This window comes from Cellulosimicrobium sp. NPDC055967, assembly GCF_042269845.1.
Classification (GTDB): Bacteria; Actinomycetota; Actinomycetes; order Actinomycetales; family Cellulomonadaceae; genus Cellulosimicrobium.
Genome location: NZ_JBHJYJ010000014.1, coordinates 28,747 through 52,966 on the forward strand (window position 1 = coordinate 28,747; position 24,220 = coordinate 52,966).

The following is a 24,220-nucleotide window of genomic DNA, read 5'->3' on the forward strand; positions in this document are numbered from 1 at the left end:
CATGGCAGGCAACGACGAGGTGCGCCGGGCGCGCGTGCCCCAGGGAGCGCAGGCGGAGTTCGCCGACGTGCGGGTGGGCGTGATGCGCGTCGGCGTCGGCGCGGGACGCGCGCTCGCGCAGCTCGCGGTCCGCTCGCCGCGCGGCGAGGACGTCCTGCGGGCGGACCTCGGGGACACGATCGACCTGCACGGCGCGGGCATGCTCCACGTCGACGACGTGGAGGGCGAGCCGGGCAGCTCGGGCGGGGCCGTGACGTTCACGTTCACGCCCGCCTGAGCCGTGCCGTCGGCCCGGGCGCGTCGGCCCGGGCTCTCAGCCCGCGGCGTCGACGGCGAGCACGGCGACGAGGAAGTCGGCCTCCGGGGTCCACGGGCGCAGGTCCCACGTCGCGAGGGCGACGTCGAGGCGCAGCCCCGCCTCCGCGGCGTCGGCCAGGAAGCGCTCGGGCGGGTAGCCGCGCCCGGTGCCGAAGCCGACGACGGCGCGACCGTCCGGGGCGAGGTGCGCCCGGAAGCGGCGCAGGACCTCGACCTCGGTGCCCGGCGCGAGGAACGTCACCACGTTGCCCGCGCACACGATCGCGTCGAACGGCTCGGTGACGCCCTCGGCGGGCAGGTCGAGCTCGGCGAGGTCGCCCACGCGCCAGTCGGGCCCCGGGTGGTCGGCGCGCGCGGCCTCGACCAGCACCGGGTCGACGTCGACCCCGACGACCGTGTGGCCGCGCGCGAACAGCTCTGCGCCCACGCGCCCCGGCCCGCACCCGGCGTCGAGCACCCGCGAGCCGCGCGGCAGCATGGCGTCGACCAGCCGTGCCTCGCCCGCGAGGTCGGCACCGCGCGCCGCCATCGCCCGGAAGCGTTCGACGTACCAGGTGGAGTGCGACGGGTCGGCAGCGGTCTTCTGCTCCCAGCGCGAGGGACGGGTGGCGCTCATGGCGCCGACGCTACCCGTGCGGGGTGAGAACGGTCCCGTGACCTTGGTCCCCGGTGTCCTGCGCCACCACGCGCTGAGAGAATCGAGGGATGTCTCCCGCTGCACCCGCCTCGCCGACCGACCTCCCCACGTCTCCTGGTGCGGCGCCCGTGACCGCCCTCGCTTCCAGCGCGCCGACGGGCGAGGTCCTCGCCGTGTGCCGCGTGCACGCGCTCCTGCCCGACGCCGGACCCGTCGGCGTCACGGCGATCGACAAGCGGCCCGTCGCCGGGCCGGTGAAGGTCCGACGCCTCGGCCTCTACGCCGACCTCCAGGCCGACCGTGCGAACCACGGGGGCGAGGAGCAGGCCGTGTACGCGTACGGGCAGGACGACACCGACTGGTGGGTCGGGCAGCTCCGGCGCGAGATCCCGCCGGGCCTGTTCGGCGAGAACCTCCGGGTGCGGGGCATCCCCGTGAGCGCGGCGGTCGTGGGGGAGCGCTGGTCCGTGGGCACCGCGCTGCTCGAGGTCACCCAGCCCCGCACGCCGTGCTCCACGTTCGCGCGGCGGCTCGGCGAGGACAGGTGGGTCAAGCGGTTCACCGCCGCGAACCGGACCGGCGCGTACCTGCGGGTCGTGCGGAACGGCGAGCTGCAGGCGGGGGACGCCGTGACGGTCTGCTACCGGCCCGAGCACGGCGTGACCCTCGCCGACTGGTTCGGGGCGTGGAACGCGCGCGGCGCGGACCCGGAGCGTGCGGCCGGCGTCGCGCGCCGGCTGCTCGTGGCGCACCTCGAGGGTGACGTGGTGCTGACCGACGAGATGCTGGCCCGCGCCGAGATCGCGGCCGGGCGGCGCATCGAGGACTGATCGAGGACGGGGGCGTCAGCGCTCCGCGCGCGGGATACGGGGCGCGCGCGGGCCGCGCGGCGGCTCGTTCGGCGGCCACTCGCCGTCGTCGGAGCCGTCGTCGGCGGTGAAGAGCAGGTCGTGCAGGCGGACCTGCACGTTCTCGACGTCGGGCACGTCGTGCAGGTTCAGGCCCGGCTTGTCGGTCGCGTCGGAGATGACGAGCGTCCCGCAGCCGAAGATCCGGTCGATCGGGCCCTTCTCGTAGTTCACGTCGTTGATCCGGTACAGCGGGATGTCCCGCCCGGTGCGCGTGATGATGCCCGAGCGCATCGCGATGCGCTTGTTCGTCACCGTGTACTCCGTGGTCCGCCAGCGCAGCCACGGCACGAACACCCAGACGACCGCCGCGACGAGGGCGAGGCCCGCGACGACCCAGCGGACGACGTCGTTCGGGACGAGCACGACCGTCACGACGACCGCCGCAGCGAGGACGACCAGCAGCACGAACGGCCAGAACAGCGCCTTCGCGTGCTCCTTGAGCTCCATGACGACGTGCTCGCCCTCGGTGAGGTGCTTCTCGCTCAGACCCATGGGCAGCATCGTGCCACCTCGCGGTGCGCAGGGGGAGGGCCGTCCCGCCGGTCGGCCGGCCGGCCGGGTTCAGCCCTGTGCCGAGAGGTTCCAGCCCTCGACCGTGCGCAGCCCGTGCCCGTAGCCCAGCAGGCAGATCGCGGCCGTGCCGAGCTCGAACCGCGCGCCCAGCCCGGGGTCGATCCCGAGCCACACGGTCGCGAGGACGCGCAGCAGGTGCCCGTGGGCGAACAGGACGACGTCGTCGCCGCCCTGCAGCGTCGGCTCGACGCGCCCGAGCACGCGCCCGGCCCGGTCCGCCACCGCGGAGAGCTCCTCGCCACGGTGGCCGTTCGCGGCGGCGAGCACGTTCACGCCGTCGCGGAAGATCAGCCACTCGTGGCCGAGCTGTTCGCCGACGTCGACGGCGGTCCGGCCCTCGACGGGGCCGTAGTCCCACTCGGCGAGGTCGTCGTCGGTCTCCGCGTCGGGGAACCCGGCGAGGTCCGCGGTGCGTCGGGCGCGCTGCCGCGGGCTCGTGCGCACGACGGCGGGGCGTCGCCCGCGGCGGTCCGCCCACCCCTGCAGCCACACGCCCGCCGCGACGGCCTGCTGCTCGCCGGCGACCGTGAGCGGGATGTCGGACCGGCCGGTGTGGCGGCCGCTCGCGCTCCACTCCGTCTCGCCGTGGCGCACGAGGACGAGCTGCGGATCGGGGGTGGTGTCGGTCGCGGTCACGGGTCGGCCTTCCTGCTGGGGTCCTCCAGCAGGATCACCCGGGGACGCCCGGAGCGCGCGTCGGCCGGGTCAGCCGGGGACGCCGTCGACCCCGTTGATCGCGAGGAACACGACGAGGGCGCCGAGCAGGACGACGGCGATCCCGGTGGCGACGAGCAGGACGGTACGGGGGCGGACGCGCACGAGGACTCCGGGGGACGGGGACGGGCCGACCCCATTCTCGCGCGCAGGCGTCGGTGGGTCCGGCTAGCGTCGAGCGCACACCGACGGACGGGCGGCGACGGGGCCGCGGGGAGGGGAGCGAGATGGTGCACGAGACGTCGGACGGGGAGATCGCGTACGGGAGCCCCGAGTTCGACTGGACGATCCTCACGGTCCCGACGACGCTCGCGGTCGTGCGCGGCCAGCTCGGGTTCTCGTGGCTCGAGGTCTCGGAACGGCTCGCGACGCTGACCCAGGCGGAGCTCGAGTGGGAGCCGGGGCCGGACGCGCTGCGCGTCGTGCGTCGTGGCACCGAGCGTACGTCGCGCACGCTCGGGGTCGGCGACTGGGTGATGGAGTGGCCCGACGGGCCGGACTCGCCGCAGCCGCGGACGATCGCGTGGCTCGTCGCGCACCTCACCGAGGCGTTCTTCGAGCGGTGGGAGTGGACGTTCGGGCCGCACGAGCGCCGCCGCGACGCGGTGACGTTCTCGGGCGAGGTGGGACCGGCGGTCGCGGGCCTGCGGCACGAGGTGGACCGGTGGCGGGCCGGGGTCGACGCCCTGCCGGACGAGGGGGCGTTCACGGTCGGGCTCAGCCAGGCGACAGAGATCGACGCGCAGGCGCCGTTCGTCCACCTCGTCGCGCACATGAACCGCGAGCTGATCCACCATGGCGCGGAGATCATGGTGCTGCAGGACCTCTACCGTGCGGCGAACGTCACGCCGTGAGGTCGGCCGGGAGGGAATCGTGCGGTCCTCCAGATGGTTGAACGGTCACATGACGACGAACAGCCCCGCCGCGCCGGACGCGTCGGCCCCCACGGTGAAGATCGACATCTGGTCCGACGTCGCGTGCCCCTGGTGCTACGTCGGCAAGCGGCGCCTCGAGACGGCGCTCGGTCGGCTCGCCGAGGCCGGCGACGGCCCGCAGGTCGACATCGAGTACCACTCGTTCGAGCTGGCGCCGGACACGCCCGTCGACTTCGACGGCACCGAGGTGGACTTCCTCGCCGGGCACAAGGGCATGCCGCGCGCGCAGGTCGAGCAGATGCTCGGGCAGATGACCCAGCTCGCCGCCGCCGAGGGCCTGGCCTACGACTTCGACGCGCTCCAGCACACCAAGACGCTCACCGCCCACGAGCTGCTGCACCACGCGAAGGCGCACGGCAAGCAGGTCGAGATGAAGGAGCGCCTCCTCAAGGCGTACTTCGAGGAGGGCCGCCACGTGGGTCGCGTCCAGGAGCTCGCGGACCTCGCGGCGGAGGTCGGTCTCGACCGCGCCGAGGTCGTCGCGGCTCTGGAGGACGGCCGCTACGCCGACGACGTGCAGGCGGACATCGAGCAGGCGCGCGCCTACGGGATCAACGGGGTGCCGTTCTTCGTCGTCGACGGCCGGTACGGCGTCTCGGGTGCCCAGGACCCGGCGGTCTTCGTCCAGGTGCTGCAGCAGGCCGTCGCGGAGCGCGACGCCGCCTGAGTTATCCGCTCTGCGAGATCAGGTACGGAGAGCGACGTATCTCACACCCCAGTGCGGTGGACCTGCGACTCGGTATCACCGAGACTGGGACGCAGCCCGCACCGACGCCGGCTCCACACGTGCACCGGCGCCCGTGATCCCACGAGGAGGCCTCAGATGACCGACACCACGACGAACCTCTACCACTCCATCGCGAACCCGCGCCGCACCACGCTCATGAGCGTGAGCGCCGCGGACGCGGCCGCACCGCACCGCGAGACCGCACCCACGCTCACGCTCGTGGGTGCGGACGACGCCGCGGTCTGCGTCGACGGGGTGTGCGCGCTCCCCGAGTAACCCGTGAGGGCAGGAGAGAGTCGCCGGAACGCCACGTTCCGGCGACTCTTTCCTGTCTCAGGGAGGCCCGTGGCCGTCAGTTCGGGCGGTGGTCCTGGATCGAGAGACGCGGGCCGCGCCGCGGGGCCTGCGCCCTCCCGGAGAGCTCCAGGAGCCGGACGACGCGGTAGCGGTGCGGGGAGTACGGCGCGAGGAGCTCGAGCATGCGCTCGTCGTCGACGCGCTCGCCGACGAGGGCCCAGCCGACCGCCTTGGCGAGGTGGTAGTCGCCCACGGACACGGCGTCGGCGTCGCCGAGCGCGCGCTGCGCCACCTCGGCGGCGGTCCACACGCCCACGCCCGGGACGGCCTGGAGCCGGGCGTGCGCGGCGGCGGCGCCCTGCGCGTCGAGCAGCGCGCCGCACTCCTCGAGACGGCGGGCGACGCGCGCGGCCGCGACGACGGTCCGTGCGCGGCCCGGGTCGACGTTCGCCCGGTGCCAGTCCCACGACGGGACGCGAGCCCACGTGGCGGCGTCGGGCACGACGAGCATCCCGGCGTCACCCGCGGGACCGGGTGCGCGCTCGCCGTACCGGCGCAGGAGCCAGCCCCACGACCGCCACGCGGCGACCGTCTGGACGCGCTGCTCGAGGATCGCGGGGACGAGCGCCTCCAGCACGCGACCGGTGCGGGGGATGCGCAGCCCGGTGGCGCGGCGGTGCGCGTCGCGCAGGGGCGCGGGCGGGACGAAGCCGGTGTCGTCGTCGTGCTCGCCCAGCAGGTGGGGGAGGGCGTCGAGCGCCTCCTGGGCGCCCGGTCCCCAGGCGTGCCCGACGACGTCGCGCGGCCCGGTCTGGGCGAGGCGGCAGGTCGCAGGACCGCCGGGCATCCGGGTCGTGCGCCAGACGTCGCCGGCCGGCGTGCGGCGGAACGTCGGGTCGTACGGCCCCCGGGAGAGCCGGGCGAGCGTGAGGTGCAGGTCGAGGGGACGCTCCGACCGGAGGCGCCGGACGAGCAGCTCACCGTCCACGTGGTGCGCGACCGCGCCCGGAGGGTCGCCGACCGCGTGCTCGGCGGGCCCGGGGCCCGTGCGCGGCAGGACGGTCACCGGACCATCGTCGCACCCGCCGCCGACGGCCGAGCTCGACGTTGCGCGGCGTCGAGCACGACGTTGATGGCGTTATCCGCTCGATAACGACACCAAGGTCGTGTTCGGCGGGTGGGGGCGTCAGTCGAACAGGGTGTCCATGTCCCACGCAGGCTCCGAGGTCGGCTGTCTCGGTGCCGGGGCGTGCGAGGCGGCGGTCGGGACGGGCGCGGTGGCCGGCGCACGGCCGACCGGTCGCGTGGGGTCGCCGAGCTCGGGCACGAGCGTGCCGTCGAGATCACCCCGGCCGGCGGCCCAGTCCTGGGCGGCGAGGCCCGCGAGCTGGTCGGCGCGCTCGTTGAACGGGTCGCCGACGTGGCCGCGCACCCAGCGGAACCGGACCGGCCCCGCGCGCTCGGTGATGACCCGGTCGATCGCCTGGACGAGCTCGAGGTTCTTCACCGGCTGCCCGCCCGCGGTGCGCCACCCCTTGCGTTTCCAGGCGACGACCCACTCGGACGCGCACTTGATGGCGTACTGCGAGTCGGACTCGATGAGCAGCGGCTCCGCCCCGGGGTGCGCACGGACCGCCTGGAGCAGCGCGGTCAGCTCGGCGACCTGGTTGGTCCCGCTCACGGCGCCGCCGGAGTCGAACGTGCCGTCGTGGTTGATCCACGCCCACCCGATGGCGCCGCCCGGGTTGCTCAGGCACGAGCCGTCGGTGCTGACAGTGATCACAGCGCTCCTCGATCACGGACGTCCCCGCCCGCCGGCTGCGGCGCGGGGAGGCGAATGCGTCGAGCCACATTGTCCCCCGGACCGGAGGGTCGCCGGACCACGTGTCCGCGGTCTGCCCGGTCGGGGTCGCCTCAGGGGAGAACCGGGGGGATACCCCATGGTGCCGGACGGCCGCGCGGTCGAGGCTGGGACGCATGGTCGCGTGGGTCGTGGAGCTGTGGGGACAGGTCGAGGCGTGGCTGCTCGCGCTCGTCGACTCGGTGTGGGCGCTGCCGACGCTGTTCGCGACGACCGCGGGGGACGGGTTCTTCCCGCCGATCCCCGGCGAGACCGTGATCGTCATGCTCGCCGTCGGAGCGCAGTCCGGCGGTGGCGTCGCCTGGGGGCTCGTCCTGCTCGTCGCGGCGCTCGGCGCCTGGTGCGGCGACCAGCTCGCCTACGCGCTCGGCCGGGCGGTCGGCACGCGCGCGCTGCCGGTGCTGCGCGGCCCGCGCGGTCAGCGCGCCGTCGCGTGGGCGACCCGCTCCCTCGACCGGCGCGGCGCGTCCGTCGTCCTGGGCGCGCGGTTCGTCCCCGTCGGGCGGACGGCGGTCAACGTGACCGCGGGGGCCGTGGGCTTCTCGCGCCGCCGCTTCATGGCGCTCTCCGCCGTCGCGTCGGTCGTGTGGGCCACCTACTCGGTCCTCATCGGCACGCTCGCCGCCGCCTGGGTCGGCGACAGCCCGCTCCTCGCCGTCGTGGTGGGCGTCGTCGGCGGGATCCTCCTCGGTGTCCTCGTCGACACCGTGGTCCGCCTGCGGACGGCTCGCCGGGAGCGGGACACCGCTCCGGTGCCGGGACCCGTCGCGAGCACGGCGTCCGGCGCGCTCGCCCCGGAGACGGACGCGGCGCTGGTCACGTGCCCCGGCTCCGCGCGGTAGGACCTGGTCGCACGACGGCGACGCCCGGGAGGGCAGACAGCGAGAGGGCCCCGGTCGACGACCGGGGCCCTCTCGCGCGTCAGTGGTCGGTCAGGACACGCCGAGCAGGTCGATGACGAAGATCAGCGTCTTGCCGGACAGGCGGTGGCCGCCGCCCGCGGGGCCGTAGGCGAGCTCCGGCGGCACGACGAGCTTGCGCCGCCCGCCGACCTTCATCCCGGGGATGCCCTGCTGCCAGCCGGCGATGAGGCTGCGCAGCGGGAAGTTGATCGACTGCCCGCGGTTCCACGAGGCGTCGAACTCCTCGCCCGTCTCGTACTCGACGCCGAGGTAGTGCACGTTCACGGTCGCACCCGGCGTCGCCTCGGGGCCGTCACCGACGGTGATGTCCTCGACGACGAGCTCCGTCGGGGCGGGGCCCTCCGGCGCGTCGACCTCGGGGCGGGACAGCTCGTTCTCTCCAGTGGTCATGGCTCGATCCAACCACGACGACGGACGACGGGCGGGCCTGAGGTTGGGGACGCCCGGAACACCGGTCGGGGGGACCCCCGGCCCCGCGTTCGGCCGCGCGCAACACGGCGCGGCCGAAGATCGCCATCATGGAGGGCATGTCCTCTACGCCTGAGCCGCACACCGGACTGCCCGCCGACACCCCGCGCGGGGTGACGCCGGGCGGGGACCAGGCGGCCGTCGTCGGGCACCGACCGACGCCGCAGGAGGTCCGGCGGTGGCGCCGGTTCCTCGCCGACGAGCGCGCGGAGGCCGCGGTCTACCGGGACCTCGCGAGCCGTCGCAGCGGGGAGGAGCGCGACATCCTGCTGGCGCTCGCGGACGCGGAGGGGCGGCACGAGCAGCACTGGCTCGACCTGCTCGGCGACGACGTCGGCAAGCCCCTGCGCGGCGACTGGCGCACCCGGACGCTCGGCTGGCTCGCGCGCCGCTTCGGCGGCGTGTTCGTGCTCGCGCTCGCCCAGCGCGCCGAGGCGCGCTCGACGTACGAGACCGACGCCGACGCCACGCCGAGGATGGCCGCCGACGAGCGGATCCACGAGGAGGTCGTGCGCGGGCTCGCGACGCGCGGGCGCAACCGCATGTCGGGCACCTTCCGGGCTGCGGTGTTCGGCGCGAACGACGGGCTCGTCTCCAACCTCGCGCTGATCCTCGGCATCGGGGCGTCCGGGGCGTCGAACAGCACCGTCCTCCTCTCGGGGCTCGCGGGCCTGCTCGCGGGCGCGCTGTCGATGGGTGCGGGGGAGTACGTGTCGGTGCGGTCGCAGCGCGAGCTGCTCGACGCCTCGACGCCCAGCCCGCAGGCGTCCGCGGCGCTGCCCGACCTCGACGTCGACGCGAACGAGCTCGCGCTGGTCTACCGCGCGCGCGGCATGGCGCCGGTCGAGGCCGAGGCGCACGCCGCCGACGTCCTCGCGACGTACACGCAGCAGACCGTGATCGCCCCACCGCCCAGCGCGGACGAGCACGAGACGCACGGCACGGCCATGGGGGCGGCGGTGTCGTCGTTCCTGTTCTTCGCGTCCGGCGCGCTCATCCCGGTGCTGCCCTACCTCTTCGGTCTCACGGGGTTCGTCGCCGTGGGTGTCGCGGCGCTCCTCGTGGGGATCGCGCTCCTGGCGACCGGTGCGACGGTCGGCCTGCTCTCGGGGACCTCGCCGCTCACGCGGGCGCTGCGGCAGATCGGCATCGGCTTCGGGGCCGCGGCGGCGACCTACCTGCTCGGCCTGGTGTTCGGGGCGACCGTCGGGTGAAATCGGACGCTCCGGTGGTGAGCGTCACCGGCGCATGCCTACCGTGACCCCGGACGGGCCTGCCGGCCCGCCTCTTCGCCGCACCGACGACCTACGGGGCGCACGATGGACGCGACGCACGACGCGCAGGGCAGGCGCGCACCAGCCGCCCGCCGCTGGCTCGTGCGCGCGCTCGTGGCCGGCGGCAGTCTCGGTGCGGGCCTCGCGTTCGCCGTCGTGACCGCGGGCGGCGCGTCCGCCGCGGACGACCCGCTCGGCCTCGGCAAGGTCCTGTCGCCCGTGACCTCGACGGTCCAGAGCGTCGTCGACCCGGTCGTGCAGGACGTCGTCCAGCCCGTCGTGCGCGACGTCGTCGCCCCCGTCGTCCAGCCGGTCGCCCCGGTCGTCGAGAAGGTCGTGACCCCGGCGGCACCCGTGGTCGAGGAGGTCGTGCGACCCGTCGCCCCGGTGGTCGAGCAGGTCGTCGAGCCGGTCGCTCCCGTGGTCGAGCAGGTCGTCGCGCCCGTGGCGCCCGTCGTGCAGCCCGTGACCGACGTCGTCGCCCCGGTGACCACGCCGGCCCTCGACGCGGTCGTGCCGGCCGCGACGCCCGTCGTCGAGGCGGTCGCCCCCGTGGTGAACCCCGTCCTCGGGGCGGTGTCGCCCGCGCTCGACCCGGTGACGCCCGTCCTGGACGCGCTCACCCCGGTGCTCGACGTCCTGGCGCCGGTCACCGACCCGGTCCTCGGCCCGGTGAGCGGGCCGCTCACCCCGCTCGACCCGCTCGCGCCCGTGCTCCCCGAGGCACCTGCCCCCGGTCCGGAGGCTCCGGGCCCGGCCGGCCCGTCGATGCCCGGCACCGGCACGACCGCGGCCGAGCCCGCCGTACCGGGGGTGCCGCTGCCGGCGGGCGGCGAGCTGCCGCCCGTGCCCCCTCCTGGTGCGGATCGTGCGGGCCCGACGGCGCCCGATGCCCCGCCCCCGGGCGCGCGCGGCGGGGTTCCCCTCGCCCCGCTCGACGCTCCGCCCGGCACCGCCGTGCCCGCAGGCGGCGCGACACCCTTCGGTGGCACGCCGTCGGACGGCGGGCTCGGCACCGCGCCCGCGCCCTCCGGCAGCGCCCAGCGCGCCGGGTCCGGCGGCGACCTCGCCGCCCTCGACCACGGTGCCGCCGCCCCCGCGCTCTCGTCCTGGACCGCCGTCGTCGACGACGCGCGGTCGAAGCACCCCTCGACGTTCTTCGAGGTCCCCGTCTCTCCTGCCTGACGTGGCTCGCGTCGCGCCCCGAGCGCGGCAGACGCGACCCGGCGCCGTCGTGCGCCAGCCACTTCTGAGCAGGAGAGAGAACGATCATGCACACCTTCGTTCGGCGCGCGCTGCGCACAGCGCTCGTCACAGGCGGCCTCGTGGTCGTCGGGGCCGGAGCGGCCCACGCAGCCGAGGGCGACCTCCTCGGCGACCTCGGGCTGGACGTCTCGGTCGAGGCTCCGCTGAGCCAGGTGACCGAGGCCCTTCCCGACGTGTCGGTGGACGTGCCCGTGAACGTCCCCGTCACGGTGACCGGCGTCGCGGTGGGTGCCCTCGGGGACGCCACGGCATCCTCGGCGCCCGCACCGGCTCCCGCCCCGGTCCCCGATCCCGAGCCCGCCCCGGCCGGCCCGGCGGACGTCGAGCTCGACGTGCCCGTCACGATCCCGGTGGACGTCTCGGGCGTCGCCGTCGGCGTCCTCGGCGACGCCGCGGTGGCTCCGGCTCCGGCTCCGGAGGCCGCGCCCGCCCCGGCACCTGCCCCCGAGCCCGCTCCGGCGGACCCGGCGGACGTGGCCGTCGACGTGCCGGTGACGGTCCCCGTGGACGTGTCCGGCGTCGCGGTGGGCGTCCTGGGTGACGCGACCGTCACGCCGGCTCCGGCGGCTCCGGCTGACGGCACGGACGACGGCGCGGCCGGCTCCGGCTCCGGCGTCGACGTCGACGTGCCCGTGACCGTGCCGGTGGACGTGTCCGGTGTCGCGGTCGGCGTCGGCGGCGACGCGACGGTCGGCGGTGCCACTGCCGGGGAGGGCCCCGGTGACGGGACCGGTTCTGGCGACGCCGACGGCACGGGTCTCCTGGACGGGGTGCTGGGCGACGGCGGTCTGGTGGACGACCTGCTCGGCGACGGCCTCCTGGGCGGCGACGTGCTCGGCGGGGACGACGGGCTCCTCGACGAGGTGCTGGGTGAGGACGGCCTGGTGGACGACCTGCTCGGCGGTGCGTCGGGCGACGGGCTGCTGGACGGCGTGCTCGGGGACGACGGTCTGCTGGGCGACGGGCTCCTCGACGGCGGCCTGCTCGGGGAGGACGGCGTCCTCGGGGCGCTGCCCGACCTCGACGTCGGCCTGCCGGTGACGGTCCCCGTGACCGTCTGCGGCGTGGGCGTCGGCCTGCTGGGTGACGCCTCCGCCGCGTGCCCGACGGCCGCCGTCGTGCCGACGGACCCGACGGACCCGACGGACCCGACGGACCCGACGGACCCGACCGACCCGACGGACCCGACCGACCCGACGAACCCCGCTGACCCGGGATCGACGGACGGCACGGACGGCACGGTGGTCCGTGTGCTCCACCCGATCGGCACCGGTGCGGGCGCCGTGGCCGTGACGGCCACCGGGACGACCGTCGCGGCGTCGGGTCCGACGGCCCTGGCCACGACCGGTGCGGGTGGCGACCTCGGCCTGCTCGTGATGGCGGGGCTGCTCACGCTCCTCGGTCTGACGCTCCAGCGCTTCCGCCGGAAGTCCTGGCTCGCGGACCGCGACGCCTACACCCCGGTCTTCACCGACCGGAGCTGACGTCCACGACGTCGAGGACCGCCCGGGCGCCGTGCCCGGGCGGTCCTCGCGGTGCTCGCCGCGCGCTACGCGACGGCGAAGACGAGCGCCGCGATGGCGAAGCCCATGACACCGATGGCGGTCTCCATGACCGTCCAGGTGCGGAGCGTCGTCTTGACGTCCATGTCGAAGAACCGGCCGACCAGCCAGAACCCGGAGTCGTTCACATGACTGAGCACCACGGAGCCCGCCGCCACGGACACGACGACCGCGGCGAGCTCGACCGCGTTGAAGCCGCCCGCCTCCACGGCGGGGGCGATGAGCCCGGCGGCGGTCGTCAGCGCGACGGTCGCGGACCCCTGCGCGACGCGCAGGATCGCCGCGATGAGGAACCCGGCCACGATCACGGGCAGCCCCAGGTCGCCGAGCACGTCGGCGAGCGCGTCGCCGATGCCGGTCGCGCGCAGCACGCCCCCGAACATGCCGCCCGCCCCGGTGATGAGGATGACCGAGCAGACCGGGCCGAGCGCGGAGTCGAGGGTCTTCTCCAGCGCCGTCCCGGAAACGCCCCGTCGACGACCGAGCACCCAGGCCGCGACGAGCACCGTGATGAGCAGCGCGACCGGCGTCGCGCCGATGGCGCGCAGGGTCTGCACGGCCGGGTTCTCGGCGTCGACGGTCCCGGCGGCGCGCAGCGCGTCGAGCCCGGTGTTGGCGAAGATCAGCACGAGCGGGAGCAGGAGGATCGCGACGACGGTGCCGAACTTCGGCGGGTTCTCGAGCTGGTCCTCGTCGGCCTCGCCGAGGATCGCGGGGATGGGTAGCTCGACGCGACGCCCGACGTAGCGCCCGAACAGGTAGCTCGTGACGTACCAGGTGGGGATCGCGACGACGAGCCCGAGGAGGATGACGATGCCGACGTTCGCGCCGAGGAACTCGGTCGCGGCGACCGGGCCGGGGTGCGGCGGCACGTAGATGTGCATGACGGAGAAGGCGCCCGCCACGGGCAGCCCGTAGAGCAGGAGGGACCCGCCCAGCCGGCGGCCCACGGAGAACACGATGGGCAGCATGACGACGAGGCCGGCGTCGAAGAAGATCGGGAAGCCGAAGATGAGCGACGCGAGGCCGAGGGCGAACGGCGCGCGCTTCTCGCCGAACTTCCCGATGAGGAAGTCGGCCATGACCTTCGCGCCGCCGCTCGTCTCGACGAGCCTGCCCAGCATCGCGCCGAGCCCGACGAGCAGGGCGACGGTCGCGAGCGTCGTGCCGAAGCCCGCGGTGAGCACCTCGACGACCGAGCCCGTCGGGATGCCCGCCACGACGGCGGTGAGCAGGCTGACGAGGATGAGCGCCACGAAGGCGTGCAGCTTGAGCTTGATGATGAGGAACAGCAGGAGCGCGATCGCGCCCGCGGCGATCGCGAGCAGCGGTCCGGCGGTCAGGGTCTGTGTCCAGTCCTCAGGGGGCATGGGTGTGTCTCCGTCGACGGTCGTGGTCGGTGGGTCGGGTCGGGCGCGCGCTCAGCGGGCGCCGGGCGCGCTGCTCAGCCGCGTGCGCGCGAGAATCTCGTCCACGATCTGCTCGGGCGTGGAGGCGACGTCGAGCGTGAAGCCGGGCTCGTCGTCGTCCAGGGGCTCGAGCGTGGCGAGCTGGGAGGGCAGGAGCGACGTGGGCATGAAGTGGCCGCTGCGGTGCGCCATGCGCTCCGCGAGGAGCTCGGGGCTGCCGTCGAGGTGGACGAAGCAGACGCGGCCGCGCGCGGTGCGCAGCAGGTCGCGGTAGGAGCGCCTGAGCGCGGAGCAGGTCACGACGCCGGAGCGACCGGCGTCCGCCTCGGCGCTCAGCCAGTCACGGATCGCCTCGAGCCACGGCCACCGGTCCTCGTCGGTGAGCGGCGTCCCGGCGCTCATCTTCGCGATGTTGGCCTCGGGGTGGAACTGGTCGGCCTCGGCGTACTCGGTGCCGAGGTGGCGGGCGAGCAGCGTCGCGACGGTGGTCTTGCCCGAGCCGGCGACGCCCATCACGACGAGGTGCTGAGGCTGGGAGGTGCTCCCGGCGTCGTCGGGCCGGTCGGTGGTGCTGACGTCCGTGTCCATGTGTCGACTTCCGTGTCGGGCGGGGCGTCCGGGCGGGTCGGCGCCGTGCCGGCCGCTCCCGGGCGACGACCGTCGTGGTCGTCGCTGGCGTCCACTGTGGGCTATTGGTAGCACCTTTGGCAAGTGATTGATAGCACCATTCGGCGCCACTAGGCTGCGAGCATGGCGACGACGGTCCTGCACACCACCGTGCTCGACTCCCTGGGTCGTCGCATCACCAGCGGCGACGTCCCGGCAGGCACGCCGCTCACGCTCGAGTCGATCGGGTCGGAGTTCGGCGTCTCGCGCACCGTCGCGCGCGAGGTCATGCGGCTCCTCGAAGGACTCGGCCTCGTGCGGTCCAGGCGACGTGTCGGGCTCGTCGTCCTCGGCATCGACGAGTGGAACGTGCTCGACCCGCGCGTCATCCGCTGGCGCCTCGAGGGCCCGGGCCGCGACCCCCAGCTCCGCACGCTCACCGAGCTGCGCCACGCCGTCGAGCCGCTCGCGGCCGCGGGGGCGGCGGTCCACGCGACCGACGACGAGCGCGCCGAGCTCGTCGCGGCCGCCACACGCATGCGGATGCTCGGCGAGGCGGGCGACCTCGAGGAGTTCCTCGCGCTCGACGTGCGCTTCCACGAGCTCCTGCTGCGCGCGAGCGGCAACGAGATGTTCGGCGCGCTCGCGGGGGTCGTCGCCGCGGTGCTCAGCGGACGGACGCACCTGGGGCTCATGCCCGCGTCCCCTGTGCCCGAGGCGCTGGACCAGCACGAGGCCGTCGCGCGCGCCGTCGCGGACGGCGACCCGCGCGCCGCCGAGGCGGCGATGGCGGCGATCGTCGGCGAGGTCCGCGCCGCGCTCGGCGGGGTCGACCGGCAGGCCTGACCCGGCGCGCGCCCCTGCCACGCGTTCAACGTCGGCAACGCGCTCGGCGCCTGGATCGGCGGTCTGACCATCGCCGCCGGGCTCGGCTTCACGTCGCCCCTGTGGGCGGGCGCCGCGATGACGGCCGTCGGGCTCGTCGTCCTGCTCGTCGCGGTCCGTGCTCGCGGCGGCGAGTGGTCGCGAGCCGTGCGGCCCGCCCCGCACGACACGGCGCCCGCCCCCGCGCCGGAGGCACCAGCCGCCGTCTGACACCCGCGGCGCCGAACCCGGGGTCCTCCCTCACGACCGGCGCGTCGTGGGGAACGACCCCGGGTTCGGCGTGTCAGTGGGGGTGGATTCGCACCTCGGCCGCCTTGACCACGAACCAGACGCGCTCGCCCGGGGTCAGGCGCAGCTCGGCGACGGCGCGCGGCGTGAGGTCCGCGGCGAGGTGCGGGGCGTCGTGCCCGACGGCGGTCGTCGTCACCGCGGCCTGGTCGCCCCGGTCCTCGCCCGCCACGCGACCCCACACGCGCAGCAGCGGCCCGTGCGGCTCCACGCTCGTCACGACGACCCGGTACGCGTTGCGGGGACTGCCCTCGGGCGTCGCCCGGTGGACGGCGACCGTGCGCGGCTCGAACACCGCGACGGCCCCGGTCCCGACCGCGAGCGGTTCGTCCGCCGTCCCGCGCACGCGGACCTCCGCTCCGTCGACGGCGACCGTCACCTCGCGTGCTGCGGCCGGCCCTGCCTCGGCCGGGACCAGAGCTGCGTCCGTCCCGCCGGCGCCCGTCCCGCCGGTCTCCGTCCCGCCGGTGTCCGGCCCGCCCTGCTCCGTCCCGAGGCTCCCCACCGTGACGGGCTCCGGCACGGCGACGTGGACGACGCTCCCTGCGAGGAGGTTCACGCCCGCGAGGCGGGCCGCGAACCGGGACCGTGGCCGCGTGAGGACCTGGTCCACCGGCCCGTCCTCGACGACGCGGCCGTCCGCCAGCACGACGACGCGGTCGGCCAGCAGCAGCACGTCGAGCAGGTCGTGGGTCACGAGGAGCGTCGTGCGGGGCCGCTCCCGCTGCGCGTGGTGCAGCACCGACCGCACGTGCTGCGCGACGCCGACGTCGAGCGAGGCGAGCGGTTCGTCGAGCAGCAGCACGCGCGGGTCGGTGACGAGCGCCCGGGCGATGGCGACGCGCTGCGCCTGCCCGCCCGAGAGGTCGGTCGCGCGCCGGGGCGCGAGGTCGGCGGCGCCGACGCGCCCGAGCGCGGCCCGGGCCTCGCGCCGGGCGCGGGTGCGCGGCACGCCTCGCGCCCGGAGGCCGAACGCGACGTTGTCCTCGACCGACAGGTTCTCGAACAGCAGCGGTCGCTGGCTCAGCCACGCGAGCCGCCGACGGCGCGGCGCGGCGCGCGTGACGTCGTCGTCCCCGACGGCGACCCGGGCGCCGGGCGCCTCCCCGGGCGGGAGGAGCCCTGCCACGACCTGCACGAGCGTCGACTTGCCCGCCCCGTTCGCGCCGAGCACCGCGACGACCTCGCCCGGCGCGAGCGCGAGGTCCACGTCGAGCCCGCGGTCGGGGACGACGGCGCGCACGGCGAGCGCGGCGGCCGCCACGTGGGGGCGTGGGGTCGGGTCCGCGGCGGGCGCCGACGCCGGGTCGGTGCCGCTCCGGGGCGAGACGTCCTCCCGGACGACCCGGTCGCCGTCGGGCAGGGCGCCCGACCCGCGGGCCGCCCGGCCGTCGCGCCGCGGGCGGGCCGTCCGGGTGTCCGGGCCGCCGAGCACGCGCGGACCGTGGACGGCGGCCGTGATGAGCACCGCGACCACCACGAGCACGAACGACAGCGCGACGGCGGCGTCCGGGTCGGCGCTGCGCTGGAGGTAGATCTCCAGCGGCAGGGTCTGCGTGACGCCCTGGAGCGCGCCCGCGAACGTGATGGTCGCGCCGAACTCGCCGAGCGCCCGCGCGAACGCGAGCACCGCGCCCGACAGCAGCCCCGGCAGGACGCGGGGGAGGGTCACGCGGCGCAGCACCGTCGTGGGGCCGGCGCCGAGCGTCGCGGCGACGTCCTCGAGGCGCGTGTCCTGCGTGCGCAGCGCGCCCTCGAGGCTCAGGACGAGGAACGGGAGGGCGACGAACGTCTGCGCGATGACGACGGCCGTCGTGGTGAACGCGATCTCGATCCCCAGCACCTCGAGGTGCTGGCCGATCAGCCCGCGGCGACCGAACGTGTGGAGCAGCGCGATGCCGCCGACCACGGGCGGCAGGACGAGCGGGAGCAGCACGAGGGCGCGCGCGACGCGCTGCCCGGGGAACGTCGTGCGCGCGAGGACGAGCGCCATGGGCGTGCCGAGCAGCACGCAGCACAGCGTCGCGACGAGCGCGGTGCGCAGGGACAGCCCGAGCGCGTCGACCGCGGCCGGGGATGTGACGAGGGCCCAGAGGCCGCCGGTCCCGTCCGCCGCCGGCGTCAGCTCGACGCGCGCGACCATCGCCACCACGGGGACGACGACGAACAGCGCGCCGAGCAGCGCCGGGGCGAGGACCCAGCGGGGGAGCCCGCGCATCAGGGCCTGCGGGACGGTGCGGTCGTCACGGCGCCGCCGCGTCCGGGGCGCCGAAGCCCGCCGCGGCGAGCGCGGCCTGCCCGGCGTCGCCGGTCACCAGGTCGATCCAGGCGTGCGCGAGCGCGACCTGCTCGGGGCCGGCCCCCTCGGCCGCCGCGACGAGCGCGATCGGGTAGACGTTGAGCGCGGCGTCGGTCTCGGGCACGTCGACCACGTCGACGTCGTCGCCCGCGAGGGTCGCGTCCGTGACGTACACGAGCCCGGCGTCGGCCTCGCCCGACGTCACCTTGGCGAGGACGTCCGTGACGCTGGCCTCCTCGCTCACGCGGTGGATGGTGACGCCCGCGGCCTCGGCGACCGTGTCGGTCGCGCCGCCGCACGGGACCTCCGGCGCGCAGACGACGACCTTGACGTCCTCGCGCGCGAGGTCGGCGAACGTCTCGACGCCGGCGGGGCTCCCGGGCGGGGTGACGATCGTCAGCGTGTTCGTCGCGAACGCGACCGGGTCGGACGCGTCGCCCGCGTCGACGACCCGGGTCATGGTGCGCTCGTCCGCGGAGGCGAAGACGTCGGCCGGCGCCCCGGCGAGGATCTGGTCGCCCAGGTCGGACGACCCGGCGAACGACAGCGCCACGGTGACGCCCTCGTGCTTGGCCTCGAAGCCGTCGGCGAGGTCGGTGAACACGTCGCGCAGCGACGCCGCGGCGAGGACCGTGAGCGTGCGCTCCTCGGCCGGCGTGCTCGCGGCGTCCGTGGCGCCGCCCGACGGCGAGGCGTCGTCCCCGGCGTCCGCGCCGGTGCCGCACGCGGCGAGCGCGGCGACGAGGGCCGCCGTCCCGAGCGCGGCGAGGGCTCCTCGGGCGCGGCGGCGCGAGGTTGTCGTGCGGGTGGTCGTGCGGGGGCGTGCGGACGTGCTCACGCGGTTCCTCCAGGGGTCTCGACGATGACGGTCGTCGCCTTGACGACCGCGACGGCCAGGCTTCCGGGCTCGAGGCGCAGCTCGCGCACGGCCTCGGTGCTCATGAGCGAGACCACGCGCTGGCCCCCGCAGAGCATCTCGACCTGGGACATCACGGTGTCGCTCACGACGTCCGTCACGATCCCGACGAACCGGTTGCGCGCCGAGCGCGCGACGCCGGACGGGTCGGGCGTCGGGTGCGACTGCGCGACGGCGAAGCGCGCGAGCTCCGCGCCCTCGACGACCTTGCGCCCGGCGTCGTCGACGCTCGCGGCGAGGTCGCCGGCGTCGACCCAGCGGCGGACGGTGTCGTCGCTGACCCCGAGCAGGCTTGCGGCCTCGCGGATCCGAAAATGCGGCATGATGGCGACGATAGACCCGTACCTGCGGAGTGTCACGCCGCGGGACCGTGGGAAACCCCGCGCGACGACGTCACGCGCCGGAGTACGCGCCGACTGGTGCACGTGCGCTCGAAGGACGCACCTGGACGTGCGCCGCTCGTACGCCCGTGCATCGCTCGACCGGTGGTGTGGCAGGCTCGGCGGGTGAACGAGACGACGACCCGGGCGGACGTGCGCGTCGCCGTCGAGGGTCCGACGGCCGAGGACGTGCTGGCGCTGCTGCAGGAGCACCTGGACGAGATGCACGCGACGTCGCCGCCGGAGAGCGTGCACGCGCTGGACGTGGAGCGGCTGCGCGCGTCGGACATCACGTTCGTCACCGCGCGATCCGCGGACGGCGGCCTCCTCGGGTGCGGCGCGCTCAAGCAGCACGACGCGACGCTGGGCGAGCTCAAGTCCATGCGCACGACGGCGGCCGCGCGGGGTCGGGGCGTCGCGGCCACGGTCCTCGCGCACCTGCTCGACGTCGCGCGCGACCGTGGCCTCGACCGCGTGAGCCTGGAGACGGGTACGGAGGACTACTTTGCCCCTGCGCGTCGCCTCTACGCGCGCCACGGGTTCGTGCCGTGCGCGCCGTTCGCCGACTACACGGACGACCCGAACAGCGTGTACCTGACGCTCGCGCTCGCCTGACGGAGCCGCGACCGCCTTCCGCCGAGGTAGAACCTCCGGGCGTGAGATAGAGCTCGCCGCGTTCTACGTCGCGGCCGGAGGCTCTACCTCACGACGGCGTGGTCGGTGCCCCGACAGACAGGACCCCGTGACCGGTGCCGGTCACGGGGTCCTGTGCGTCGGGTCGGGGAAGGCGTGGGAGCGCCTGGGTGTCATGCGTCGAGCTTCAGCCGGGCACCGAGGGCGACGGCCGCCACGACGGCAGCGCCGGCGACCAGCACGAGGTCCTTGAGCACGTACTGGCCCAGGAGGGTCATGCCGTGGCCGAACAGCTCGCCGGCGAAGAGCACGATCGGCGACAGGATGCCGGCCATCGCGACGGCGAGGGCGACCAGCCCGGCCCGCAGGAGGCGGCCCGTGAGGAGGGTCAGGCCGATGAACGTCTCGAGGACCGCGGTGAAGAGCACCGCCGCGGTCCCGCCGACGAGGCCGAACGTGAGCGTCTCGACGGTCCGCGCCGCGATCGACTCCGCCGGGCTCGCGCCGGGGAAGAACTTCAGGACGCCGAACCCGAGGAACACGAGGCCGAGGGCGACGCGCAGCGCGGGGACGGACCAGCGCGTGAGGAAGCGCGCGGTGGCGGCGACGGCGGCGTCGACGCGGCCGGCCAGCCGCGCGGGCAGGACGGCGACGCGGCGACGGGCGACGGGCGTGGTCGAGGACGCTGACGGGCGGACGACGCGGGGACGACCGGCGGTCGTCGGGGCGGTGGTGGACATGCTCGAACCTCTTCCGGGTGACGGTCACGGTCGGGGTGACCGCCCCTGGAAGGAGGGCGTGCCGGCGCGTCCCGTGGTCACCGTCGTCGCGTTTTCACCCGGTGGCGCTCGGCGGGTCCTGCACGCGACGAGGTGGTTTCTCGCCGCTGACCTGGCGCTTCCTGGTCCGGCGACGGCGCCGGGGTTCACCGCCCGCGCGGGCGCTCCGAGGGGTCCCAGCCCGGCCGCGGGGCGCGCGCGGCGACCGACGCGTCGCGCGACCGGTACACGACGTACGGGCGGAACAGGTAGGGCGCGGGCGCGGAGAACGCGTGCACGAGCCGCGTGAACGGCCACAGGATGAAGAGCAGGTTGGCGGCGACGATGTGGAGCTGGAAGGCCGCGGGCACGCCTTCCATGAGCGCGGGCTGCGGCTGCAGGTACCAGAGCGACCGGAACCAGGGGGAGATCGTCTCCCGGTAGTCGTACCCGTGGCCGCCGGCGAGGAGCTGCGTCTGCACGGTCGCCCACGACCCGAGCAGGATCGACGCCGCGAGGAACACGTACATGGTCTTGTCCATGCGCGTCGTCGCGCGGAAGACGGGACCGGTGGTGCGGCGCCGGTAGATGAGGATGAGCAGCCCGGCGACGAGCGCGACGGCCGCGATCGACCCCATGTACGTGGCGACGAAGTGGTAGGCGACCTCCTTGATGCCCACCGCCTCCGTCCACGACTTGGGGATGACGAGGCCCATGAGGTGCCCGAGGATCACGAACAGCAGCCCGAAGTGGAAGAGCGGGGAGCCGAGCCGCAGGAGCCGCTTCTCGTAGAGCTCGCTGGACCGCGTGGTCCAGCCGAACTTGTCGTACCGGTACCGCCAGACCGACCCCACGACGAACACCGCGAACGTCACGTACGGGAAGACGACCCACAGCAGGATCTCGCCCGTGCTCACCCCGCTCATCGCACCGCACCTCCGGTCCGGCCGGCCCCGGCGCCGTACGGCTCCAGCGCGAACGGCTCCATCCCCACGAGCTCGGCGGGCGGTCCCGCCGTCACGAGCTCGACGTACCGCTGCTGCGTGCGCTCGTCGAGCGGCGGGAGCGTGAGGCACACCGCCTCGACCAGCCCGGTCCACGGGCTCGCCATGCTCTCGAGCGCGGTGCGCAGCACCTCGATCCCGTCGCGGTGCGAGGCGAGCAGCCCCGCCGCGATCGTCGCGTCGTCGCCCTCGGTGCGGGCGGAGAACTCGAGCACGGTCGGCAGGTAGTCGGGCAGCTCCGAGCCCGTGACCTCCCAGCCCGCGGCCCGGTACGCCTCGACGAACGCGACGAGCGCCGTCCCGCGCCGCCGGGTGTCGCCCGCGGCGTAGTACGACAGGTACATCGAGCACTTGCGCTTGAGGTCGAACGTCGCGACGTAGCGGGCCTGGAGCTCGCGCAGGCCCTGCGCGTCCGCGGACGCCGGCAGCACGTCGCAGAACGCGTCGAGGCGCTCGCGGACCGGTGCGGGCAGCCCGGGCGTCGACGCCCGGACGGCCACGGCCGCGTCGAGCACGTCCGCGTCGGGGTAGGCGAGCAGCACGGACGCGGCCATGTGGGCCGTGCGGCGCTGGGTGCCCGACGCCGAGACGGGGGCCAGGTGGTCGGGCTGCGGCCCGCGAGGTCGCGCCCCGGGGCGCAGCGCCGGGGTCGGGAGCAGGGAGCGCGTCCTCATCGGGTGCCTCCGTCGGGCCCGACGCCGGGCCCGTCCTCCTGTGCCGGGTTGCCCGCCGGTCCGCCGACCGGCCCACCGGGCGCCGACGGGCCGGGGATCGTGTCGTGCCGCGCGTCCTGCCGACCCCCGGGCAGCGAGCCGGGCCCCCCGGGGACGACGCCGCCGGTCCCCGTGCCCGCGCCGGTCCCGCCGGTCGTCGCGTCCTCGCCCGGCGGGAAGAGCCCGGGCGGGCGGCCGTTGCCGTCCCAGTTGAGGAGGTTCACACGGCCGGGCGTCGAGGGCCCGTACGGGGAGTCCGCCGTCTGGCGCGACTGGAGGACGTGGAAGTTCTCGACCGCGACGGGCACCGGGCTCCCGGACGTCTCGCCGAACGGCCCGCCGCCGGTCAGGCCCATGCCGCCCATCCCCGGGCCGCCGTCGTAGTCGAGGGAACATGACAGCTCGTCGAGCTCGCGGGCGATCTCGGTGTGGGCGGTGGGGATGACGTAGCGGTCTTCGTACTTCGCGATCGCGAGGAGGCGGTACATGTCCTGGACCTGTTGCCCGGTCATGCCGACGGCGGCCGCGGTCTCTTCGTTGGCGTCGTGGCCGAGGTTGATGTCGCGCATGTAGGAGCGCATGGCGGCCAGGCGGCGCAGGACCTTCTCGACGGGGGCGGTGTCGCCCGCGGTGAAGAGGCCGGCGAGGTATTCCAGGGGGATGCGTAGCTTCGAGATGGCGGCGAACAGGGTGCGTCCGTCCTCGCCGTCGTTGCCGGAGGCGGTCACGACGTCGACGACGGGGGACAGGGGTGGGATGTACCAGACCATGGGCAGGGTGCGGTACTCCGGGTGCAGGGGCAGGGCGACCTCGTACCGGGTGATGAGGTCCCAGATGGGCGAACGCTGGGCGGCGGTGATCCAGTCCTCGGGGATCCCCTCGGCGCGCGCGGCGGCGATGACGTCGGGGTCGTTCGGGTCGAGGAAGACGGCGCGCTGGGAGGCCAGGAGCTCGTGCTCGTCCTCCACCGACGCGGCCTGGGTGACCTTGTCGGCGTCGTACAGGACGAGGCCGAGGTAGCGCAGGCGTCCCACGCACGTCTCGGAGCACACGGTGGGCAGGCCGACCTCGATGCGGGGGTAGCACAGGGTGCATTTCTCGGCCTTGCCGGTCTTGTGGTTGAAGTAGACCTTCTTGTAGGGGCAGCCGGTGACGCACATGCGCCAACCCCGGCACTGGTCCTGGTCCACGAGCACGATGCCGTCCTCGGCGCGCTTGTACATGGCGCCCGACGGGCAGGACGCGACGCAGGCGGGGTTGAGGCAGTGCTCGCAGATGCGGGGCAGGTAGAACATGAACGTCTTGTCGAGCTCGGTCGCGACGTGCTCGGACATGTGCTGCAGGACCGGGTCGTCGGCCATGGTGGTGGTGGACCCGGCGAGGTCGTCGTCCCAGTTCGCCGACCAGGAGATGTTCATGTCCTTGCCCGTGAGCAGCGACTTCGGCCTGGCGACGGGGGTGTGGGCGCCCTGGGGGGCCGAGAGCAGCATGTCGTACTCATACGTCCACGGTTCGTAGTAGTCGTGGATCGAGGGCAGGACGGGGTTGGAGAAGATCGTGGCGAGCTTCTTCAACCGGCCCCCGGCGCGCAGCTTGAGCTTGCCCTTCTTGGTCCGCACCCACCCGCCCTGCCAGCGGTCCTGGTCCTGGTAGGTGCGGGGGTAGCCCAGGCCGGGGCGGGTCTCGACGTTGTTGAACCACACGTACTCGACCCCGGTGCGGTTGGTCCAGGCCTGCTTGCACGTGACCGAGCACGTGTGACACCCGATGCACTTGTCCAGGTTCATCACCATCGACATCTGCGCCATCACCCGCACGACGCCACCCCCTCCCACGCCGACGACTGCCTGCCCGCCGCCGGGC

Annotated in this window: 26 protein-coding genes and 1 pseudogene; 12 read left to right on the plus strand and 15 right to left on the minus strand. The window is 75.0% G+C overall.

Annotation, left to right across the window (positions count from 1 at the left end):
- Position 1: 1 nt before the first annotated feature.
- The gene (locus ACFC2L_RS16130; RefSeq protein WP_375825315.1) at positions 2 to 277 is read left to right on the plus strand and encodes a hypothetical protein; all 276 of its coding nucleotides are present in this window, start codon (positions 2 to 4) and stop codon (positions 275 to 277) included.
- A gap of 36 nt (positions 278 to 313) precedes the next feature.
- Here the strand turns inward: ACFC2L_RS16130 and ACFC2L_RS16135 are convergent, their stop codons facing one another.
- Positions 314 to 934: a class I SAM-dependent methyltransferase gene (locus ACFC2L_RS16135; RefSeq protein WP_375825317.1), complete on the minus strand. Its 621-nt coding sequence runs from the start codon at positions 932 to 934 to the stop codon at positions 314 to 316.
- Between the two features lie 89 nt (positions 935 to 1,023).
- On the opposite strand from ACFC2L_RS16135, the gene ACFC2L_RS16140 reads away from it, so the two are divergent.
- The gene (locus tag ACFC2L_RS16140; protein WP_375825318.1) at positions 1,024 to 1,785 is read left to right on the plus strand and encodes an MOSC domain-containing protein; all 762 of its coding nucleotides are present in this window, start codon (positions 1,024 to 1,026) and stop codon (positions 1,783 to 1,785) included.
- A gap of 15 nt (positions 1,786 to 1,800) precedes the next feature.
- Here ACFC2L_RS16140 and ACFC2L_RS16145 read toward each other — a convergent pair whose 3' ends face one another.
- The gene (locus ACFC2L_RS16145; protein ID WP_375825320.1) at positions 1,801 to 2,358 is read right to left on the minus strand and encodes a PH domain-containing protein; all 558 of its coding nucleotides are present in this window, start codon (positions 2,356 to 2,358) and stop codon (positions 1,801 to 1,803) included.
- 69 nt (positions 2,359 to 2,427) lie between these two features.
- Positions 2,428 to 3,075: a histidine phosphatase family protein gene (locus ACFC2L_RS16150; RefSeq protein WP_375825321.1), complete on the minus strand. Its 648-nt coding sequence runs from the start codon at positions 3,073 to 3,075 to the stop codon at positions 2,428 to 2,430.
- A gap of 305 nt (positions 3,076 to 3,380) precedes the next feature.
- Here ACFC2L_RS16150 and ACFC2L_RS16155 point away from each other — a divergent pair, with 305 nt between their 5' ends.
- The 3 genes from ACFC2L_RS16155 to ACFC2L_RS16165 all read left to right on the plus strand — a co-directional run bounded on the left by ACFC2L_RS16155 (position 3,381) and on the right by ACFC2L_RS16165 (position 5,091).
- Complete coding sequence (locus tag ACFC2L_RS16155) at positions 3,381 to 4,007, plus strand: DinB family protein (RefSeq protein ID WP_375825323.1); 627 nt, start codon at positions 3,381 to 3,383, stop codon at positions 4,005 to 4,007.
- 49 nt (positions 4,008 to 4,056) lie between these two features.
- The gene (locus ACFC2L_RS16160; RefSeq protein ID WP_375825325.1) at positions 4,057 to 4,755 is read left to right on the plus strand and encodes a DsbA family protein; all 699 of its coding nucleotides are present in this window, start codon (positions 4,057 to 4,059) and stop codon (positions 4,753 to 4,755) included.
- 156 nt (positions 4,756 to 4,911) lie between these two features.
- On the plus strand, positions 4,912 to 5,091 hold the full coding sequence (locus ACFC2L_RS16165) for a hypothetical protein (RefSeq protein WP_375825327.1): 180 nt from the start codon (positions 4,912 to 4,914) through the stop codon (positions 5,089 to 5,091).
- A gap of 76 nt (positions 5,092 to 5,167) precedes the next feature.
- Here ACFC2L_RS16165 and ACFC2L_RS16170 read toward each other — a convergent pair whose 3' ends face one another.
- Positions 5,168 to 6,178 carry a DNA-3-methyladenine glycosylase family protein gene (locus ACFC2L_RS16170; RefSeq protein WP_375825329.1) on the minus strand — a complete coding sequence of 337 codons (1,011 nt, stop codon included), beginning with the start codon at positions 6,176 to 6,178 and terminating at the stop codon, positions 5,168 to 5,170.
- A gap of 120 nt (positions 6,179 to 6,298) precedes the next feature.
- Positions 6,299 to 6,895 carry a ribonuclease H gene (locus ACFC2L_RS16175; RefSeq protein ID WP_087470100.1) on the minus strand — a complete coding sequence of 199 codons (597 nt, stop codon included), beginning with the start codon at positions 6,893 to 6,895 and terminating at the stop codon, positions 6,299 to 6,301.
- 194 nt (positions 6,896 to 7,089) lie between these two features.
- Between ACFC2L_RS16175 and ACFC2L_RS16180 the strand changes: the two genes are divergently transcribed.
- Entirely contained in the window at positions 7,090 to 7,815 is a 726-nt protein-coding gene (locus ACFC2L_RS16180) for a DedA family protein (RefSeq protein WP_375825330.1), read from the plus strand.
- A 90-nt stretch (positions 7,816 to 7,905) separates the two neighbouring features.
- Here ACFC2L_RS16180 and ACFC2L_RS16185 read toward each other — a convergent pair whose 3' ends face one another.
- Positions 7,906 to 8,286 carry an FKBP-type peptidyl-prolyl cis-trans isomerase gene (locus tag ACFC2L_RS16185; RefSeq protein ID WP_087470098.1) on the minus strand — a complete coding sequence of 127 codons (381 nt, stop codon included), beginning with the start codon at positions 8,284 to 8,286 and terminating at the stop codon, positions 7,906 to 7,908.
- Positions 8,287 to 8,423: 137 nt separating this feature from the next.
- Between ACFC2L_RS16185 and ACFC2L_RS16190 the strand changes: the two genes are divergently transcribed.
- The 3 genes from ACFC2L_RS16190 to ACFC2L_RS16200 all read left to right on the plus strand — a co-directional run bounded on the left by ACFC2L_RS16190 (position 8,424) and on the right by ACFC2L_RS16200 (position 12,388).
- Positions 8,424 to 9,578 (plus strand): VIT1/CCC1 family protein, encoded by a 1,155-nt coding sequence (locus ACFC2L_RS16190; RefSeq protein WP_375825332.1) that lies wholly within the window; start codon positions 8,424 to 8,426, stop codon positions 9,576 to 9,578.
- Between the two features lie 105 nt (positions 9,579 to 9,683).
- Positions 9,684 to 10,823 carry a hypothetical protein gene (locus ACFC2L_RS16195; RefSeq protein ID WP_375825333.1) on the plus strand — a complete coding sequence of 380 codons (1,140 nt, stop codon included), beginning with the start codon at positions 9,684 to 9,686 and terminating at the stop codon, positions 10,821 to 10,823.
- An 86-nt stretch (positions 10,824 to 10,909) separates the two neighbouring features.
- Entirely contained in the window at positions 10,910 to 12,388 is a 1,479-nt protein-coding gene (locus tag ACFC2L_RS16200; RefSeq protein ID WP_375825334.1) for a hypothetical protein, read from the plus strand.
- A gap of 65 nt (positions 12,389 to 12,453) precedes the next feature.
- On the opposite strand, the gene ACFC2L_RS16205 is transcribed toward ACFC2L_RS16200, so the two are convergent.
- The gene (locus ACFC2L_RS16205) at positions 12,454 to 13,836 is read right to left on the minus strand and encodes a GntP family permease (RefSeq protein ID WP_375825335.1); all 1,383 of its coding nucleotides are present in this window, start codon (positions 13,834 to 13,836) and stop codon (positions 12,454 to 12,456) included.
- A 51-nt stretch (positions 13,837 to 13,887) separates the two neighbouring features.
- Positions 13,888 to 14,463, minus strand: coding sequence for a gluconokinase (locus tag ACFC2L_RS16210; RefSeq protein ID WP_375825337.1), 576 nt, complete (start codon positions 14,461 to 14,463; stop codon positions 13,888 to 13,890).
- Between the two features lie 162 nt (positions 14,464 to 14,625).
- Here ACFC2L_RS16210 and ACFC2L_RS16215 point away from each other — a divergent pair, with 162 nt between their 5' ends.
- Together ACFC2L_RS16215 and ACFC2L_RS16220 are read left to right on the plus strand one after the other, a co-directional pair.
- On the plus strand, positions 14,626 to 15,327 hold the full coding sequence (locus tag ACFC2L_RS16215) for a FadR/GntR family transcriptional regulator (RefSeq protein ID WP_375825338.1): 702 nt from the start codon (positions 14,626 to 14,628) through the stop codon (positions 15,325 to 15,327).
- Positions 15,328 to 15,348: 21 nt separating this feature from the next.
- Positions 15,349 to 15,576, plus strand: a pseudogene (locus ACFC2L_RS16220) (MFS transporter); the annotation flags it as partial.
- A 73-nt stretch (positions 15,577 to 15,649) separates the two neighbouring features.
- Here ACFC2L_RS16220 and ACFC2L_RS16225 read toward each other — a convergent pair.
- Genes ACFC2L_RS16225 through ACFC2L_RS16235 form a run of 3 tightly spaced genes read right to left on the minus strand, consistent with a single transcriptional unit; the run spans position 15,650 to position 19,192 of the window.
- On the minus strand, positions 15,650 to 17,872 hold the full coding sequence (locus ACFC2L_RS16225; RefSeq protein ID WP_375825339.1) for an ABC transporter permease: 2,223 nt from the start codon (positions 17,870 to 17,872) through the stop codon (positions 15,650 to 15,652).
- Positions 17,873 to 17,897: 25 nt separating this feature from the next.
- Entirely contained in the window at positions 17,898 to 18,791 is an 894-nt protein-coding gene (gene modA / locus ACFC2L_RS16230) for a molybdate ABC transporter substrate-binding protein (protein WP_375825341.1), read from the minus strand.
- Positions 18,788 to 19,192 carry a molybdopterin-binding protein gene (locus tag ACFC2L_RS16235; RefSeq protein WP_375825343.1) on the minus strand — a complete coding sequence of 135 codons (405 nt, stop codon included), beginning with the start codon at positions 19,190 to 19,192 and terminating at the stop codon, positions 18,788 to 18,790. Before ACFC2L_RS16235 ends, modA begins: the two co-directional genes overlap by 4 nt.
- 183 nt (positions 19,193 to 19,375) lie before the next feature.
- Here ACFC2L_RS16235 and ACFC2L_RS16240 point away from each other — a divergent pair, with 183 nt between their 5' ends.
- Positions 19,376 to 19,864: a GNAT family N-acetyltransferase gene (locus tag ACFC2L_RS16240; RefSeq protein ID WP_375825345.1), complete on the plus strand. Its 489-nt coding sequence runs from the start codon at positions 19,376 to 19,378 to the stop codon at positions 19,862 to 19,864.
- A 191-nt stretch (positions 19,865 to 20,055) separates the two neighbouring features.
- Here the strand turns inward: ACFC2L_RS16240 and ACFC2L_RS16245 are convergent, their stop codons facing one another.
- From ACFC2L_RS16245 to narH, 4 genes are all read right to left on the minus strand, one after another.
- The gene (locus ACFC2L_RS16245; RefSeq protein ID WP_375825346.1) at positions 20,056 to 20,622 is read right to left on the minus strand and encodes a DoxX family protein; all 567 of its coding nucleotides are present in this window, start codon (positions 20,620 to 20,622) and stop codon (positions 20,056 to 20,058) included.
- A 185-nt stretch (positions 20,623 to 20,807) separates the two neighbouring features.
- Positions 20,808 to 21,566: a respiratory nitrate reductase subunit gamma gene (gene narI, locus ACFC2L_RS16250; RefSeq protein ID WP_375825348.1), complete on the minus strand. Its 759-nt coding sequence runs from the start codon at positions 21,564 to 21,566 to the stop codon at positions 20,808 to 20,810.
- Positions 21,563 to 22,318 (minus strand): nitrate reductase molybdenum cofactor assembly chaperone, encoded by a 756-nt coding sequence (gene narJ, locus ACFC2L_RS16255; protein WP_375825350.1) that lies wholly within the window; start codon positions 22,316 to 22,318, stop codon positions 21,563 to 21,565. Before narJ ends, narI begins: the two co-directional genes overlap by 4 nt.
- Positions 22,315 to 24,174 (minus strand): nitrate reductase subunit beta, encoded by a 1,860-nt coding sequence (narH, locus tag ACFC2L_RS16260; RefSeq protein WP_375825352.1) that lies wholly within the window; start codon positions 24,172 to 24,174, stop codon positions 22,315 to 22,317. The genes narJ and narH overlap by 4 nt, the downstream gene beginning before the upstream one ends.
- Positions 24,175 to 24,220 lie beyond the last annotated feature (46 nt).

Bases quoted from the DNA above. Each gene is read 5' to 3' on its own strand.
- ACFC2L_RS16200 (WP_375825334.1), top strand. From the start codon at position 10,910: ATGCACACCTTCGTTCGGCGCGCGCTGCGCACAGCGCTCGTCACAGGC.
- ACFC2L_RS16215 (WP_375825338.1), top strand. From the start codon at position 14,626: ATGGCGACGACGGTCCTGCACACCACCGTGCTCGACTCCCTGGGTCGT.
- ACFC2L_RS16155 (WP_375825323.1), top strand. From the start codon at position 3,381: ATGGTGCACGAGACGTCGGACGGGGAGATCGCGTACGGGAGCCCCGAG.
- ACFC2L_RS16130 (WP_375825315.1), top strand. From the start codon at position 2: ATGGCAGGCAACGACGAGGTGCGCCGGGCGCGCGTGCCCCAGGGAGCG.
- ACFC2L_RS16210 (WP_375825337.1), bottom strand. From the start codon at position 14,463: ATGGACACGGACGTCAGCACCACCGACCGGCCCGACGACGCCGGGAGC.
- ACFC2L_RS16180 (WP_375825330.1), top strand. From the start codon at position 7,090: ATGGTCGCGTGGGTCGTGGAGCTGTGGGGACAGGTCGAGGCGTGGCTG.
- ACFC2L_RS16205 (WP_375825335.1), bottom strand. From the start codon at position 13,836: ATGCCCCCTGAGGACTGGACACAGACCCTGACCGCCGGACCGCTGCTC.
- ACFC2L_RS16135 (WP_375825317.1), bottom strand. From the start codon at position 934: ATGAGCGCCACCCGTCCCTCGCGCTGGGAGCAGAAGACCGCTGCCGAC.
- ACFC2L_RS16245 (WP_375825346.1), bottom strand. From the start codon at position 20,622: ATGTCCACCACCGCCCCGACGACCGCCGGTCGTCCCCGCGTCGTCCGC.
- narJ (WP_375825350.1), bottom strand. From the start codon at position 22,318: ATGAGGACGCGCTCCCTGCTCCCGACCCCGGCGCTGCGCCCCGGGGCG.
- ACFC2L_RS16195 (WP_375825333.1), top strand. From the start codon at position 9,684: ATGGACGCGACGCACGACGCGCAGGGCAGGCGCGCACCAGCCGCCCGC.
- ACFC2L_RS16145 (WP_375825320.1), bottom strand. From the start codon at position 2,358: ATGGGTCTGAGCGAGAAGCACCTCACCGAGGGCGAGCACGTCGTCATG.
- ACFC2L_RS16165 (WP_375825327.1), top strand. From the start codon at position 4,912: ATGACCGACACCACGACGAACCTCTACCACTCCATCGCGAACCCGCGC.
- ACFC2L_RS16225 (WP_375825339.1), bottom strand. From the start codon at position 17,872: ATGCGCGGGCTCCCCCGCTGGGTCCTCGCCCCGGCGCTGCTCGGCGCG.
- ACFC2L_RS16140 (WP_375825318.1), top strand. From the start codon at position 1,024: ATGTCTCCCGCTGCACCCGCCTCGCCGACCGACCTCCCCACGTCTCCT.
- ACFC2L_RS16235 (WP_375825343.1), bottom strand. From the start codon at position 19,192: ATGCCGCATTTTCGGATCCGCGAGGCCGCAAGCCTGCTCGGGGTCAGC.
- ACFC2L_RS16185 (WP_087470098.1), bottom strand. From the start codon at position 8,286: ATGACCACTGGAGAGAACGAGCTGTCCCGCCCCGAGGTCGACGCGCCG.
- ACFC2L_RS16190 (WP_375825332.1), top strand. From the start codon at position 8,424: ATGTCCTCTACGCCTGAGCCGCACACCGGACTGCCCGCCGACACCCCG.
- ACFC2L_RS16160 (WP_375825325.1), top strand. From the start codon at position 4,057: ATGACGACGAACAGCCCCGCCGCGCCGGACGCGTCGGCCCCCACGGTG.
- narI (WP_375825348.1), bottom strand. From the start codon at position 21,566: ATGAGCGGGGTGAGCACGGGCGAGATCCTGCTGTGGGTCGTCTTCCCG.